Here is a 15459-nt window from a genome sequence, read left to right on the forward strand (position 1 = left end):
CTTTTCCGGGAAAAAAGGTCGGGCGATTCTAGGAACCGACCCGGGGGTGGTCAAGTTTTCACCAGCTCGAATGTGACCTGAAGGGCGTTTCAGAACGTGTCCTTCCAACTCCTCAGGGTGGCGAACACCGCTGCCGGGGCGGTGTGGTGGCTGCCGCTCCGTTTGTCGGCTGCTGAGATCACCGATGCTTCCCTGACCCGCAGGAACGGGTTGGTGGCGCGCTCCAGGGCAATGCTGGAAGGCAGGCTGATGCCATCATCCTCGCGCAGGCGGCGCACGGCCTCTAAGCGCTGCTCAATCGCCAGGTTGCCCGGCTCGACGGCGCAGGCGAAGCGCAGGTTGCCGAGGGTGTACTCGTGGGTGCAGTAGACGCGGGTCGGGGCGGGGAGGGCGGCGAGGCGAGACAGGGCCGCGTGCATCTGCTCGGCGGTGCCCTCGAAGAGGCGTCCGCAACCGGCGGCGAACAGGGTATCGCCACTGAACAGCAGCGGTGCGGTGGCGTCGTCGTGGAAGTAGGCGATATGGCCCAGGGTGTGGCCGGGAACGTGGAGCACCTCGAACGTCAGGCCGAGCACCTCGATGCGCTCGCCGTCTTCCAGCGCCCGATCCCGCGCCGGGATGGTCTCGTGGGCCGGTCCGTACACCGTGGCGCCGGTGCGAGCCTTCAGCTCGGCCACCCCACCCACATGGTCGCCGTGGTGGTGGGTGATCAGGATGTCGCCGAGGGTCCAGCCGGGGTGTGCCTCCAGCCAGGCCAGCACGGGGGCGGCGTCGCCGGGGTCGACCACCGCACAGCGTCGTTCGGTCGCATCCTGCAACAGCCAGATATAGTTGTCGGAGAAGGCACGGATGGGGTCGATCTGTATCATGGGCCGCTCGCCTGTCTGTCAGCAAAAGCGCATCTTAGGGGCCGTGCCCCAGGGCGTCGAGCCGGTGTGGGCAGTGCCCGTCGTGCTGCCCGGATCGGCGGCCCCCGTGTCCATCACCAGGAGGTTTCCGTGAACAGGCCACCCATCGCCCAGGCCGATCCTGCCTGGCTCGAGTTGATCGAGGACGCCCGCACCTGGTTCTCCGGCCCGCTGGGTGGGCTGATGCTGTTCGAGGAGCAGCGCCTGCTCGAGGACGAACTGGGGCGTTATTTCGGCGGCTACCTGGTTCACTACGGCCCCCGCGCTGAACTGCCGCCGGGGGCGCAGCAGATCCAGCGCAGCGTCCATCTGGGCGCGCCATTGTCGGGGGTGGAGATCGCCTGCGATGAGAGCGCCTGGCCCCTCTCCGAACACGCTGCCGATGTGGTGGTGCTGCAGCATGGGCTGGATTTCAGCCTCTCGCCCCATGGCCTGCTGCGTGAGGCCGCGCGCAGTGTGCGCCCTGGCGGGCACCTGCTGATCGTCGGGGTCAACCCCTGGAGCGCCTGGGGCGTGCGTCATTACTTCGCCGGGGACGCCCTGGGCAAGGCCCGCTGCATCGCGCCGAGCCGGGTCGCCGACTGGCTCAACCTGCTGGGCTTCGCGCTGGAGAAACGCCGCTTCGGGTGCTATCGTCCGCCGCTCGCTTCACCGGCCTGGCAGTCGCGCCTGGCCTGGATGGAGCGCTGGGGCGGCGCCGGGCAGTGGCTCGGTGCCGGCTTCTATCTGCTGGTGGCGCGCAAGTTGGTAGTCGGCCTGCGCCCGTTGCGCCAGAGTCGACGCGAGCCCATGGGCAAGCTGATTCCCATGCCGGTGGCGAAGGTCAGCCGGCGCGATTCGAAACACGAGGCATAAGTGACAGAACGGGTCGAGATGTACACCGACGGGGCCTGCAAGGGTAACCCCGGTCCCGGTGGCTGGGGCGTATTGCTCGTCTACAAGGGCGCCGAGAAGGAGCTCTGGGGGGGCGAACACGACACCACCAACAACCGCATGGAGCTGATGGCTGCGATTGCCGGTCTGGTGGCGCTCAAGCGGCCGTGCCAGGTGCGTCTGGTCACCGACTCCGAATACGTGATGCGCGGCATCCAGGAATGGCTCCCCAACTGGAAGAAGCGCGGCTGGAAGACGGCCGCCAAGCAACCGGTGAAGAACGCCGACCTGTGGCAGTTGCTGGACGAGCAGGTCAGCCGCCACCAGGTGGAATGGCAGTGGGTGCGCGGGCACACCGGTCATCCGGGCAACGAGCGCGCCGACCAGTTGGCGAACCGGGGTGTCAGCGAGCTGGGCCCCCGTTAGAATGCGCCATCGCAATACCGCCTCCTGATCCAGACCCTCCACCCCACGGGCATCGAACATGCGTTACGTAGTACTGGATACCGAAACCACCGGCATGCCGGTGACCGATGGCCACCGCATCATCGAGATCGGTTGCGTCGAGCTTGAAGGGCGCCGCCTCACCGGTCGCCACTTCCACCAATACCTGCAGCCCGACCGCGAAGTGGACGAAGGCGCCATCGCCGTTCACGGCATCACTAACGAGTTCTTGGTGGGCAAGCCGCGCTTCAAGGACGTCGCCGACGAGTTCTTCGAATTCATCAAGGGCGCCGAGCTGATCATCCACAACGCGGCGTTCGACATCGGCTTCATCAACAACGAGTTCGCCCTGCTGGGGCAGAGCGACCGTTCCGACATCGCCGAGCATTGCGGCGTGATCGACACCCTGATGATGGCGCGCGAGCGCCATCCGGGGCAGCGCAACAACCTCGACGCCCTGTGCAAGCGCTACGACGTCGACAACTCCGGCCGTGACCTCCACGGCGCACTGCTCGACGCCGAGATCCTCGCTGACGTCTATCTGGCGATGACCGGTGGTCAGACCAACCTGTCCCTGGCGGGCGAGGGCGGTGACGAGGGCGGTCGGCCCCAGGCCTCGCCCATCCGCCGCATTCAGGGCCGTGCGCCCGGCCGCGTTCTGCGGGCCAGCGAAGCGGAGCTGGCAGCTCACCTGGAGCGGCTGGCGGTGATCGAGAAGGCCTCCGGCGGCCCGGCCCTGTGGGCCAAGCTGGAGGCACCGACTACGCCCGAGGCGTGAGCAGCGCCGATTTCACCGGCGCGACCTTTTCTTACAGGTGCTAGCGCCGGGGGTTACGCGACTCCCGGCGAGCTTCTACCCTGGCGTCCTGGGCGGGATGGACCCGCCGTACCGGGACGTCCTCATGTACAAAGACCTGAAGTTCCCCATCCTCATCGTCCACCGCGATATCAAGGCCGATACCGTCGCGGGGGAGCGCGTGCGCGGCATCGCCCACGAACTGGAGCGGGACGGTTTCGTCATCCTCTCCACCGCCAGTTCCGCCGAGGGGCGTATCGTCGCCTCCACCCATCATGGGCTGGCCTGCATCCTGGTGGCCGCGGAGGGCGCCGGGGAGAACCAGCGCCTGCTGCATGACGTGGTCGAGCTGATCCGCGTCGCCCGGGTGCGAGCGCCGCAATTGCCGATCTTCGCCTTGGGTGAACAGGTCACCATCGAGAACGCCCCCGCCGAGGCGATGGCCGACCTCAACCAGCTGCGCGGCTTGCTGTACCTGTTCGAAGACACCGTGCCGTTCCTCGCGCGCCAGGTGGCGCGGGCTGCGCGCACCTACCTGGAGGGGTTGCTGCCGCCGTTCTTCCGCGCGCTGGTGGAGCACACCGCGCAGTCCAACTATTCCTGGCACACGCCCGGCCACGGCGGTGGCGTTGCCTACCGCAAGAGCCCGGTGGGGCAGGCCTTCCACCAGTTCTTCGGCGAAAACACCCTGCGTTCCGACCTCTCGGTGTCGGTGCCCGAGCTGGGTTCGCTGCTGGACCACACCGGACCGCTGGCCGAGGCAGAGGCGCGGGCGGCGCGGAACTTCGGCGCGGACCACACCTTCTTCGTCATCAACGGCACCTCCACCGCCAACAAGATCGTCTGGCACTCCATGGTCGGCCGCGATGACCTGGTGCTGGTGGACCGCAACTGCCACAAGTCGATCCTCCATTCGATCATCATGACCGGCGCGATCCCGCTGTACCTGATGCCGGAGCGCAACGAGCTGGGCATCATCGGACCAATACCCCTGAGCGAATTCAGTCGTGAATCGATCCAGGCGAAGATCGACGCCAGCCCGCTGGCCCGCGGACGGGAGCCGAGGGTGCGCCTGGCGGTGGTGACCAACTCCACCTACGACGGGCTCTGCTATAACGCCGAGCTGATCAAGCAGACCCTGGGCGACAGCGTCGAGGTGCTGCACTTCGACGAGGCCTGGTACGCCTACGCGGCCTTCCACGAGTTCTACGCCGGCCGCTACGGCATGGGCACCGCGCGAGGGGCGGGCGGCCCGCTGGTGTTCACCACCCACTCCACTCATAAACTGCTGGCGGCCTTCAGCCAGGCCTCGATGATCCATGTGCAGGACGGCGAGACCCGCCAGTTGGACCGTGATCGCTTCAACGAAGCGTTCATGATGCACATCTCCACCTCACCCCAGTACGGGATCATCGCTTCGCTGGACGTTGCCTCCGCCATGATGGAGGGCCCCGCCGGGCGCTCGCTGATCCAGGAAACCTTCGACGAGGCCCTGAGTTTCCGCCGTGCCCTGGCCAACGTCGGGCAGAACCTGGCCGAGGACGACTGGTGGTTCAGCATCTGGCAGCCGCCGAAGGTGGAGGGGCGCGACCAGGTCAGCACCCCCGACTGGCTGTTGCAGCCCCAGGCTGACTGGCACGGCTTCGGCGAGGTGGCCGACGACTACGTGCTGCTCGACCCGATCAAGGTCACCCTGGTGATGCCGGGCCTGACTGCCGACGGACGCCTGGGCGAGCGTGGCATCCCGGCAGCGGTGGTCGGCAAGTTTCTCTGGGAGCGGGGGCTGGTGGTGGAGAAGACCGGCCTGTATTCCTTCCTGGTGCTGTTCTCCATGGGCATCACCAAGGGCAAGTGGAGCACCTTGCTCACCGAACTGCTGGAGTTCAAGCGGCTCTACGACGCCAATGCGCCGCTGATCACCGCCTTGCCGTCCATCGCCCGTGCCGGTGGTGCCCGCTACCAGGGGCTCGGCCTGCGTGACCTGTGCGACGAACTCCACGGCTGCTACCGCGACAACGGCACCGCGCGGGCGATGCGGCGCATGTACACCACCCTGCCGGTCGCCGCCATGAAACCGGCGGACGCCTACGACAAGCTGGTGCGCGGCGACGTGGAGGCGGTGCCGCTGGATGCGCTGCAAGGGCGCATCGCGGCGGTGATGCTGGTGCCCTACCCGCCGGGCATCCCGCTGATCATGCCGGGGGAGCGCTTCACCGAAGAGACCCGTTCGATCATCGACTACCTGGCCTTCGCTCGGACGTTCGACGAGTCCTTCCCCGGTTTCGACTCCGATGTGCACGGCCTGCAGCAGCAGGACACCCCGCAGAGCCGCTGCTATACCGTTGATTGCATCAAGGAGTGACTCGGCCTGGGGGCGCGATGAGCGACGAGCGAACGGCGGTGAGGCGGGGTGGCATGGGGTTCTGGACCTGCACTGCCCTGGTGGTGGGGAACATGATCGGGTCGGGCGTTTTCCTGCTGCCCTCCAGCCTGGCGGCCTATGGCGGGCTCAGCCTGTTCGGCTGGCTGATCTCCAGCACCGGTGCGGTCATCCTCGCGCTCACCTTCGCCCGGCTGGCGCGGCTCGCGCCCGGGGCGGGCGGCCCCTACGCCTACACCCGTGATGGCTTTGGTCCGTTCGCCGGCTACCTTTGCGCCTGGACCTACTGGAAGGCGGCCTGGATCGGCAACGCGGCCATCGCCGTGACTCTGGTGGGCTACCTGCAGGTGTTCTTCCCGGCCTTGCGCGACCCGGTGCTCACTGTGTTGGTGGCCATCGGTGCCATCTGGCTGTGCACCCTGATCAACCTGCGGGGCATCGGCGCCTTCGGTGTGGCGCAGAACATCCTCACCGCGCTGAAGCTGATCCCGCTGCTGCTGGTGGGCATTCTCGGCTGGTTCTCGTTTCATCCCGAGTACCTGCGCATCCCCACACCGGAGGAGCTGCCGCCGGGAACCGGGGGCTACGCCAAGGCGATCGCCACCACGGCGGCGCTGACGCTGTGGTCCTTTATCGGCCTGGAGTCCGCCACCGTACCGGCGGACGATGTCCGCGATCCGCGCCGCACCATTCCCCGTGCCACGGTGTTCGGCACCCTGGTGGCGGCGGCCGTCTACATCCTCTCCATCACTGCCGTGCAGGGTACGTTGCCGCCTGAAGAGTTGGCTCGCTCCAGCGCACCGTTTGCCGATGCGGCGCGGGTGCTGGTGGGGGAGTGGGGCTACCACCTGGTCGCGGCCGGGGCGGTGATCGCCTGCCTGGGGGCGCTCAATGGCTGGGTGCTGCTGCAGGGGCAGATCCCCATGGCCACCGCCCGCGACGGGCTGCTGCCCCATTCGCTCGGCCAGACCAACCGCTGGGGGGCGCCGGCCAACGGGCTGCTGGTCTCGGCAGTGCTGGTGACCGCCTTGGTGTTCGTCGATGGTCAGGGCGAGCTGGTGGACGTGTTCAACGTCATCATCCTGCTCGGCACCATGACCGGCGTCGTGCCCTACGCCTTCTGCACCGCCGCGCTGCTGCAGTGGCTGGCAGTCAAGCCCGAGGCATTCAGCGAGCGTGAGCGCGGTTGGGCCCTGCTGTTGGGGTCACTGGGCTTCGTGTACGCCATCTGGGCGCTCTACGGCACCGGCGAGCAGGCGATCTTCTGGGGCTTCCTGGTACTGATGGCCGGTATCCCGCTATACAGCTGGCGGCAGTGGCGAAACCGTGTGGAAGGCGCAAGGGCAAGTGGTTGAAGGTCGATGGCGTGGCCTGCTTCACAGAGGCCACCTTCGACTTTCGGTGTCCGCTTGTTATAGTTGCCGGGTTTGGAATTCCGCACTTTTCATAGGCCAGCAGCAGAACTGGCGAGGATAACTTTCGTGCCCGACTACAAAGCCTTTCGCGTAGAGCTGACGGACAAGATCGCCCACGTGGAGATCAACCGCCCCGAGAAGATCAACGCGATGAACGCCGATTTCTGGGCCGAGATCGTCGAGATCTTCCGCTGGATCGATGAAACGGACGAGGTCCGGGTCGCTGTCCTCAGTGGTGCCGGCAAGCACTTCTCCTCCGGTATCGACTTGATGCTGCTGGCCTCCGTCGGTGCGCAGCTGGGCAAGGACGTGGGCCGCAATGCCCTGGTGCTGCGGCGCAAGATCCTCGAGCTGCAAGCCTCGTTCAATGCTGTCGACCTGTGCAGCAAACCGGTGATCGCTGCGATCCAGGGCTACTGCCTGGGAGGCGCGATCGACCTGGTGTCCGCCTGCGACATGCGCTATTCCACTGTCGATGCTCAGTTCTCCATCAAGGAGATCGACATCGGCATGGCCGCTGACGTGGGTACCCTGCAGCGGCTGCCGCGCATCATCGGCGACGGCATGATGCGCGAGCTGGCCTACACCGGCCGCACCGTTGATGGTGAAGAGGCGCGCAGCATCGGTCTGGTCAATCGCACCTACGCTGACCGCGATGCACTGATGGAAGGCGTATTCACCCTGGCGCGGGACATCGCAGCCAAGTCGCCGGTGGCGATCCGTGGCACCAAGGAAATGATCCGCTACATGCGCGACCACCGCGTAGACGATGGCCTTGAGTACATCGCCACCTGGAACGCCGCCATGCTCCAGTCCAACGACCTGCGTGTGGCCATGGCCGCCCACATGAACAAACAGAAACCGGAATTCGCCGACTGATGCCGTACCAGTATTTCGCGCGGGAGGCGCGCTAGACCCATGGTCACCGGAGCCACTTCCCTCAGCCTGGTGCGCGACGAGCTGTTCGCCACGATCGAGCAGGCCGAACAGAGCCTCGAACAGTTCATCGTCGACCGCCACAACGGCAGCCTGCTGCAACAGGCGGTCGAAAGCCTGCAGCAGGTGCGCGGCACCCTCAACCTCATCGAACTGACCGGCGCCGAGCTGCTGGCGCAGGAAATTCTCCAACAAGCCACCGACATCCCGGCCGGCGTGGGGGAGGAGCGTGACAACCAACTTGCCGCCCTGAGCAACGCGCTGTACGTGCTGCGCCGCTACTTGGAAAACGTCGACGCTCACCGGCAGGAAATGCCCGAGCTGTTGCTGCCGGCGATCAACGAGTTGCGTCAGTCCGCCGGGCAACAGCCGCTGCCGGAGAGCTTCTTCTTCAGCGTGCGTCTGGACCAGGCGCGCGTGCCCTCCGTCCCCAGCCTGCCCGAGGTCAGCGCCCAGTACCTGATGGCGCGCCGCCTGCGGCAGATGTACCAGGTGGGCCTGCTGGGCTTCATCCGCGAGCAGAGCCCCCAGCCCAGCCTGAAGCTCATGGGCCGTGCGTTGGCACGCCTGGACAGCCTCTACGCCATCGACCCGCGTGCGCGCTTGTGCTGGATCGGCGCTGCGGCGCTGGAGGCGATGGTGGATGGGCAGTTGATCGCGCGTAAGTCGCGCAAACAGCTGTTCGCCCGCATCGACCGCGAACTCAAGCAGCTGCTGGCCAACGAGCACTACGAAGCGCCGCGCAGCCTGCAGAAGGAGCTGCTCTATCTGGTAGCCCTGGCGGACAGCCAGGGCCCGCGTGCCACCGAGGTCCGCAGCGTGTTCGGGATGACGGCGATGCCGTTCACCGATCACCTGCTGGAAGAGGAATACCAGCGCCTGGCCGGTCCCGGTCAGGCCGTCATGCGCTCGCTGTCCTCGGCGATCCGCGAGGAGCTGGCCAGCGTGAAGGACGTGCTCGACCTGATCGAGCGCGGCACCGCTCAGCCCGAAAGCCTCGGCAGCCTGCACGCTCTGCTGGGCAAGCTGGCCAAGACCCTTGGCATGGTGGGCCTGACCTCCGCCGCCAATGCGCTGCAGGCACAACTGCCCGCCGTCGGCAGCTGGGCCGAAGGCGAAGCGGTATCGCCGGAGTCGCTCAACCGGCTCGCCGACGCCGTGCTGTATGTCGAGAGCATGGTGGCGGACCTGGAGCGCGGCGAGCGCCGTGATACCCGCCAGGCGGCCACCCCGGTGATGACCGAGGCTGAGTCCTTCGCCCAGCACCAACTGACCGAGGCGCGCATCGTGGTCATCGACGAGGCCCAGGGCGGCCTGGCGATGGCCAAGCGCGCCATCACCGCCTACCTCGAGTCCAACGGCGACAAGCTGCACCTGGCCAACGTGCCCAGCACCCTGCAGGCCGTGCGCGGTGGCCTGTGGTTCCTTGGACAGGAGCGTGCCGGCAACCTGGTGGGCGCCTGTGGCGAGTTCATCCAGAAGCAGATGCTGGAGGCCGTGCAGATGCCCTCCGAGCAGATGTTGGAGACCCTGGCCGATGCCCTGACCAGCCTCGAGTACTACCTTGAGGGCGGCGCGGTGCTGCGCCCTGAGGCCCATCCTGATGTGCTCGATCTCGCGGCCGACAGCGTGCGGGCACTGGGCTTGCAGGTGGCGGCCTGAGATGGCCGACCCGCGCTGGCGTTCGAGCTTTCTGGATGCGGCACGGCCTGGCGGCTGGGCGCTGGCGCACTGCCGCCAGACTTTCCTGGCGGACAGCAATGGTGTGCTGTTCCCCCGTGACTGGCTGAAGCGCCAGGACCTGCCCATCCTTGCCGAGCATGGCATCGGCCACTTCGGTGACGATGAAGTCTTCCTCCTCGAACTGGCGCGCCCCGCCGACGTGCCAGGCGCGGCCTGGGTCGGCCTGCGCCAGTTGATGATGCAGGGTGACGCCGAGACCTTCCGCATGCTGGGTTTCGCCACCCAGATCGGGACCTGGGCCGACCACCACCGCTTCTGCGGCAGCTGCGGCGCACGCATGGTCCAGGTGGCCAGCGAGCGGGCAATGCACTGCGAAAGCTGCGGTGTGCACCACTACCCGCGCCTGTCGCCCAGCATGATCGTGCTGGTGACCCGTGGTGATGAGCTGCTGTTGGCGCGCTCGCCGCGTTTCGTCAGCGGCGTCTACAGCACGCTGGCGGGCTTCGTCGAGCCCGGCGAGACGGTGGAGGAGTGTGTAGCCCGGGAAGTGCGCGAGGAAGTGGGGGTCGAGATCGCTGAGCCTCGCTATATCGCCAGCCAGAGCTGGCCGTTCCCGCACTCGTTGATGCTGGGTTACCACGCCGAATACCGCTCTGGTGAAATCGTCCCCCAGCCGGGCGAGATCGAGGACGCGCGCTGGTTCCCCATTCATGTGCTGCCGCCGCTGCCGGCAAGCAAGTCCATTGCCCGCTATCTCATCGACCTCTACGTAGCGCGTCGCCTGGGGTTGTCAGAACCAGTGCTGCCAGGCTAGTCGCGCAGTCAGCGCCAGCACCACGCAGATGAACACCGGGCGGATCAGCTTCGCCCCACCGCTGATGGCAGTGCGGGCGCCGAAGAAGGCGCCGCCCATCAGCGCCAACCCCATGCTGATGCCCAGTACCCAGGCCACCTGGCCGCCGATGATGAACACCGCCAGTGCCACGCCGTTGCTGACGAAGTTCATGGTGCGCGCCACGCCGCTGGCCCGCACCAGGTCGAGTGGGTAGAGCAGCAGGCTGCTCACCGTCCAGAAGGCCCCTGTGCCGGGACCGGCAACGCCGTCGTAGAAGCCCAGTCCCAGTCCCTGGGGCCATTGCCGGCCACGGGGGATGGCTGCGTCAGCGGCGTGCTGCACGTCGGGGGTGCGGCCGAACAATAGGTACAGGCCACAGCCGAATACCACGGCCGGCAGCATCTGGTTGAGCCAATGCGCCGGCATCCAATGGGCGATGATCGCGCCAAGGGCAGCGCCCACAGCAGTGCCCAGCAGGGCGTTCTTCCAGCGGCGCGGCTCGAACAGCTTGCGTCTGTAGAAGGTGTAGCTGGCGGTGGCAGAGCCGAAGGTGGCGCAAAGCTTGTTGGTACCCAGTACCAGGTGGGGCGGCAGCCCGGCCGTGAGCAGCGCCGGGATGGTCAGCAGGCCGCCGCCGCCCGCGATGGCGTCGATGAAGCCGGCCAGGAACGCGACGCCGGCGAGCACCAGCAGGGTGACCGGATCAACTGCGAGTTCGATGGGGAAAGGCATAAATGCTCGATCTGTGGCGGACTGCGCAGCGTGGCAACTGGTCGCTGCGTCGGGAGGTGCGCATAATGCCGGCTCTTTTGTGGAGAAGGAAAGGGTTCCATGCAGTATGACGGCCTGGCCTGGGGCATCGCCCTGCTGGCCCTGCTCGCGGTCGTGGTGGCCGCACGCATCCTGTTCGACCGTAGCTGGTTCCTCGGCTGGTTGCGCGGCACCGTGGGTCTTGCATTCGTGGCCCTGGCTACTCTGGTCGGGACAGTTGCCTGGGACCTGACCCGCTACGACCACCTGGACACCGGCAAGCCTATCGTGACACTCAGCTTCAAGGCGCTCGGGTCCCAGCGCTACGAGGTGATGCTGTTGGAAGGCGGTCGTGAACGCAGCGTGCTGCTGGATGGCGATCTTTGGCAACTGGATGCTCGGCTGCTTCACCTGAAGGGGTTGGCACGGCTGATCGGCCTGCAGTCCGGCTACCGCCTGGAGAAACTGTCGGGCCGCTTCCTCGCCATCGAGGACCAGGAACTGGCGCAGCACCCCGAGGCGACGCTGGCCAGTAGCCCCTATGGCATCGATCTGTGGCGCTGGCTGAGGGTGGGGCAGCATGACCTGTTCCTGTTCGATGCCCAGGCTCAGCGCGTCACCTTCCTGCCGATGGCGGATGGGGCGGTCTACGCGGTCAACCTTTCACCCACTGGGCTTCTGGCGCAGCCCATGAATCAGGCGGCCACCCAGGCGCTCAAGGACTGGCGCTGACCTCCCTTAAGCCAACCGCGCATCACCGAGCCCCCGCATCTGCGGGGGTTTTCATATGTGCTTGAAATATTGAACAGGTGATGAGTATTTTGGGCGCGCCGCCATTCGCAGCGGTCCATGTCTGACAAGGAAAACAACATGAACACGGCAATCCCGGCCGAGCTGGCAGAGCGCTTGGCTGGAGTCGATGAGATCGAGTGCGTGACGCCTGACCTGAATGGTGTGATGCGGGGCAAGGTGATGACCGGCGAGGGTTTCCTCTCCGGACGGCGTTTGCAGTTGGCGCGTGGCGTGCTGCTGCAGTGCATCATGGGCGGCTATCCGCCGGCGCGCTTTTACGGCAGTGATGACGGTGACCTGGCATTGGTGGCAGACCCCGGGCAGGTCCATCGCCTGCCGTGGAGTGACACGCCGCGTGCCCTGGCGATCTGCGATGCCCATGAGCTGGATGGCCGCGCGTCGGGTCTGTCCACCCGTGGCTTGCTGCGCCGTGTGCTGGATCGCTATGCCGAGCGCGGCTGGTCGCCGGTGGTGGCCACCGAGCTGGAGTTTTTCGTGTTCGCGCCCAATCCCGATCCCCATCAGCCGTTCCAGCCACCGGTTGGGCTGGATGGTCGCCGCGAGGACGGTTGTTCGGCGTTCAGCGTGAGCTCCAACAGCGGCCTGCGCCCCTTCTTCGAGGAGGTCTACCGTTGCATGGCGCAGCTGGGGATGCCGCGTGACACCTTCATGCACGAGATGGGTGTCAGCCAGTTCGAGATCAATCTCCTGCATGGCGATGCGATGCTGCTGGCCGACCAGACCTTCTTGTTTAAGCACCTGCTCAAGGAGGTCGCCCTCAAGCACGGGCTGACCGTGGTGTGCATGGCCAAGCCGCTAGCGCATACGCCGGGTAGCTCGATGCACATCCATCAGAGTGTGGTGTGCTGCGCGGATGGGCGGAACATCTTTTCCGAGGCAAATGGCGAACCGTCGCAGGCGTTCTACCACTTCATCGGAGGGCAGCAGGCGGCGATGGCGGAGTTGACCGCCCTGTTCGCACCCAACGTGAACTCCTACCAGCGCTTGTGCCACCCCTACGCGTCGCCGAACAATGCGTGCTGGTCCCACGACAACCGTGCCGCCGGGCTGCGTATCCCGGCCAGTGCGCCCGTTGCGCGACGGGTGGAGAATCGCTTGCCGGGGGCGGACACCAACCCCTACCTGGCGATTGCCGCCAGCCTGGCGGCGGGGCTTCATGGCCTGGAACAGGGGATCGAGCCGAGCCCGCTGATCCAGGGGGAGTTCGAGGTGCCGGACTCTCTGTCGTTGCCCTGTACCTTGCATGCGGCCCTGGAGCGTCTGAAGCGCAGCGACCTGGCACGGGAACTGTTCGGGGAGGAGTTCATCGAAGGCTACATCGCCACCAAGACGATGGAGCTGGCGAGCTTTTTCGATCAGATCACGCCCTGGGAGCGTCGTGTTCTGGCAGCCCTGGCTTGATCCGGCAATGTAGAGTTCCAGCGTTCGACGGCCTTTCTACCAGGCCCTAGCATTACCCCTCATCGCGGGCCGCACTCAAGCGGCCCGCCCTTGCTCAAGGAGCGCATGGAAAGCCGATGGGTCGAGTCCTGAAGTCCTTCCGGGCCCTGTATTTCGCAACGTTGCTCATGCTGATCGGCTCCGGCCTGCTCAGTACCTACCTCGGCCTGCGCCTGGCGGCGGACAAGGTCGACGGCCTGTGGGTCGGTGCGCTGATGGCGGCCAACTACCTGGGCCTCATCATCGGGGGCAAGCTGGGGCACCGGCTGATCGCACGAGTCGGGCACATCCGTGCGTATGTCGCCTGTGCGGGGCTGGTCACCGCCGCCGTACTGGGACACGGCCTGTTGAGCTGGGTACCTGGTTGGCTGTTTCTGCGGTTGCTGGTTGGCCTGGGGATGATGTGCCAGTACATGGTGATCGAGAGCTGGTTGACGGAGCAGGCTGAGCCTGGCCAGCGCGGTAAGGTGTTCGCCGGCTACATGTTGGCCTCTTACCTCGGCCTGGTGCTGGGTCAACTGGTGCTGGTGTTGCACCCCGGCCTTGGCCCGGAACTGCTGATGCTGGTGGCGATGTGCTTCGCGTTGTGTCTGGTGCCGGTGGCGGTGACTCGCAAGATCCACCCGGCGCCTTTGCACCCGGCGCCGCTGGAGCCGCGCTTCTTCATCCGGCGGGTGCCGCAGTCGATGACGACGGTGCTGGTGTCGGGCCTGATGCTGGGGTCGTTCTACGGTCTGGCGCCCCTCTACGCCACGCGGCAGGGGCTGACTACCGAGCAGGTCGGCCTGTTCATGGGCTGCTGCATCCTTGCAGGTTTGCTGGTGCAGTGGCCGCTGGGCTGGCTGTCGGACCGTAACGACCGCGCCATGCTGATCCGCAGTGCATCGGTGCTGCTGGTGCTGGCGGCCCTGCCGTTGGCGCTGATGCCCAGTGTGCCGATGGAGATGCTGTTCCCCATGGGGTTTCTGGTTTGCATGCTGCAGTTCACGCTCTACCCGCTGGCGGTGGCCTTTTCCAATGACCACATCGAGGCGGAGCGTCGGGTGTCGCTGACGGCGATGTTGCTGATCACCTTCGGTGTGGGCGCGAGTATTGGCCCGCTGCTGACGGGGGCGCTGATGAAGCTGCTGGGGCCGAACATGTTCTATGCCTTCGTCAGCGTTTGTGCGCTGATTCTGGTGGTGCGGGTGCGTCCCGATAAGGTCACGGGTCTGCACCGGGTGGACGAGGCTCCGCTGCAGCACGTTGCGACACCAGAGGTGAGTTCGCCGTTGGTGGCGGCGCTCGACCCGCGTGTGGATGAGCAGATGGTGCAGGAGCAGATGGCAGGGGAGGCTTTCACGCAGCCAGCTCCCGAGGAGCCGGAGGCGCCTCACCCGAGCTGAAGGCTCGGGTGAGGAGGGCGCTAGAAGAGATCGTCTTTGTCGAAGCGGCGGGCTTCGCGTTGGAGTTGGTAGACGAAACGCTCCACGAGGCGTTGCTCGGGGCCGTTCATGCGGTGGAAGCGCACGCCCGCCAGGGTGATGTTCAGCTTGTCGTTGTAGCTGAGGTGGCGTAGTTCAATGGGGGTGAGCAAGGTGCCGAATGGCAGGCGAGCGCTGAAGCGCTCGTAGACCTGGCCTGTCTGCAGCTGTTGGGTGGCGTCACCAGCGAAGCGCAACTTGCAGCCGGTGGCGGAGATATCCAGCATCTCGCCGCTGATCCCCATGGGTAGCCGGTCTCCGGCCAGTTCGATGGGGACGGGCTGCCCCTTCAGCAAGGGTGCGCGGAAGGCGTTGCGGCGTTGGTGGTAAGTGACTTCTTCGGGTAGGGGGCACCAGTAGCAGGGAGCTCCCTGATGTTCGCCTACCTGGACGGGCTGGCGGCATTCCCAGGCGATTCTGACGCCATCATGGAAGCCTTCCACACGAAAGTACTCCCCCGCGCGAATGAACCGCTCGCCGTCGTTGGGAACTATCTCATCAAGCGCGACGCGTTTACGGTCCTTGTCGACCTCCACCAGGAAGCTCTGGAAGCGCTGGCTGCGCTCATGGAAGGTAACGACTAGAGGGTCATGGCTTTGCAGCAAGAGGCGAAGATTGGCCTGGATCTCCACGGGTGCCTTCAACACCTTGGGGGGTTGTGGGCCATCATCTTCGTTGAATGCGTTGGACACGGTCCAGGTCTCTCCAAACACATGGGGCTCG

General features: G+C 66.1%; 14 protein-coding genes. 11 read left to right on the forward strand and 3 right to left on the reverse strand.

All coding sequences use genetic code 11. The features are described from left to right. Positions 1–89 precede the first annotated feature (89 nt). Entirely contained in the window at positions 90–869 is a 780-nt protein-coding gene (gene gloB / locus A9G05_RS07175; RefSeq protein WP_069560313.1) for a hydroxyacylglutathione hydrolase, read from the reverse strand. A 129-nt stretch (positions 870–998) separates the two neighbouring features. On the opposite strand from gloB, the gene A9G05_RS07180 reads away from it, so the two are divergent. The 8 genes from A9G05_RS07180 (at position 999) to nudC (ending at position 10249) form a co-directional block, all read left to right on the forward strand. Then, complete coding sequence (locus A9G05_RS07180) at positions 999–1763, forward strand: class I SAM-dependent methyltransferase (RefSeq protein ID WP_069560314.1); 765 nt, start codon at positions 999–1001, stop codon at positions 1761–1763. Between the two features lie 18 nt (positions 1764–1781). After that, the gene (rnhA, locus tag A9G05_RS07185) at positions 1782–2207 is read left to right on the forward strand and encodes a ribonuclease HI (protein WP_069560315.1); all 426 of its coding nucleotides are present in this window, start codon (positions 1782–1784) and stop codon (positions 2205–2207) included. Between the two features lie 58 nt (positions 2208–2265). Then, positions 2266–3003 (forward strand): DNA polymerase III subunit epsilon, encoded by a 738-nt coding sequence (dnaQ, locus tag A9G05_RS07190; protein WP_069560316.1) that lies wholly within the window; start codon positions 2266–2268, stop codon positions 3001–3003. 124 nt (positions 3004–3127) lie between these two features. Then, positions 3128–5383, forward strand: a complete 2256-nt coding sequence (locus A9G05_RS07195; RefSeq protein WP_069560317.1) for an arginine/lysine/ornithine decarboxylase — start codon at positions 3128–3130, stop codon at positions 5381–5383. A gap of 17 nt (positions 5384–5400) precedes the next feature. Continuing rightward, a complete protein-coding gene (locus A9G05_RS07200) occupies positions 5401–6756 on the forward strand; it encodes an amino acid permease (protein ID WP_069560318.1) in 1356 nt (451 codons plus the stop codon). A 126-nt stretch (positions 6757–6882) separates the two neighbouring features. Further along, positions 6883–7695 (forward strand): crotonase/enoyl-CoA hydratase family protein, encoded by an 813-nt coding sequence (locus tag A9G05_RS07205; RefSeq protein ID WP_069560319.1) that lies wholly within the window; start codon positions 6883–6885, stop codon positions 7693–7695. Between the two features lie 39 nt (positions 7696–7734). Beyond that, positions 7735–9414, forward strand: coding sequence for a ferrous iron transporter B (locus A9G05_RS07210; RefSeq protein WP_069560320.1), 1680 nt, complete (start codon positions 7735–7737; stop codon positions 9412–9414). A gap of 1 nt (position 9415) precedes the next feature. Beyond that, entirely contained in the window at positions 9416–10249 is an 834-nt protein-coding gene (nudC, locus tag A9G05_RS07215) for an NAD(+) diphosphatase (RefSeq protein WP_069560321.1), read from the forward strand. On the opposite strand, the gene A9G05_RS07220 is transcribed toward nudC, so the two are convergent. After that, positions 10226–11002, reverse strand: coding sequence for a TSUP family transporter (locus tag A9G05_RS07220; protein ID WP_069560322.1), 777 nt, complete (start codon positions 11000–11002; stop codon positions 10226–10228). The genes nudC and A9G05_RS07220 overlap by 24 nt on opposite strands. A gap of 99 nt (positions 11003–11101) precedes the next feature. Between A9G05_RS07220 and A9G05_RS07225 the strand changes: the two genes are divergently transcribed. The 3 genes from A9G05_RS07225 to A9G05_RS07235 all read left to right on the forward strand — a co-directional run bounded on the left by A9G05_RS07225 (position 11102) and on the right by A9G05_RS07235 (position 14658). Next, positions 11102–11752, forward strand: a complete 651-nt coding sequence (locus A9G05_RS07225; RefSeq protein WP_069560323.1) for a hypothetical protein — start codon at positions 11102–11104, stop codon at positions 11750–11752. Between the two features lie 240 nt (positions 11753–11992). Then, on the forward strand, positions 11993–13234 hold the full coding sequence (locus A9G05_RS07230) for a glutamine synthetase family protein (RefSeq protein ID WP_165669846.1): 1242 nt from the start codon (positions 11993–11995) through the stop codon (positions 13232–13234). A 116-nt stretch (positions 13235–13350) separates the two neighbouring features. Beyond that, positions 13351–14658 carry an MFS transporter gene (locus A9G05_RS07235; RefSeq protein ID WP_069560325.1) on the forward strand — a complete coding sequence of 436 codons (1308 nt, stop codon included), beginning with the start codon at positions 13351–13353 and terminating at the stop codon, positions 14656–14658. A 20-nt stretch (positions 14659–14678) separates the two neighbouring features. Here A9G05_RS07235 and A9G05_RS07240 read toward each other — a convergent pair whose 3' ends face one another. Beyond that, on the reverse strand, positions 14679–15428 hold the full coding sequence (locus A9G05_RS07240) for a flagellar brake protein (RefSeq protein WP_069560326.1): 750 nt from the start codon (positions 15426–15428) through the stop codon (positions 14679–14681). Between the last annotated feature and the right edge of the window lie 31 nt (positions 15429–15459).

Source organism: Pseudomonas sp. ENNP23 (genome assembly GCF_001728945.1).
GTDB lineage: Bacteria > Pseudomonadota > Gammaproteobacteria > Pseudomonadales > Pseudomonadaceae > Metapseudomonas > Metapseudomonas otitidis.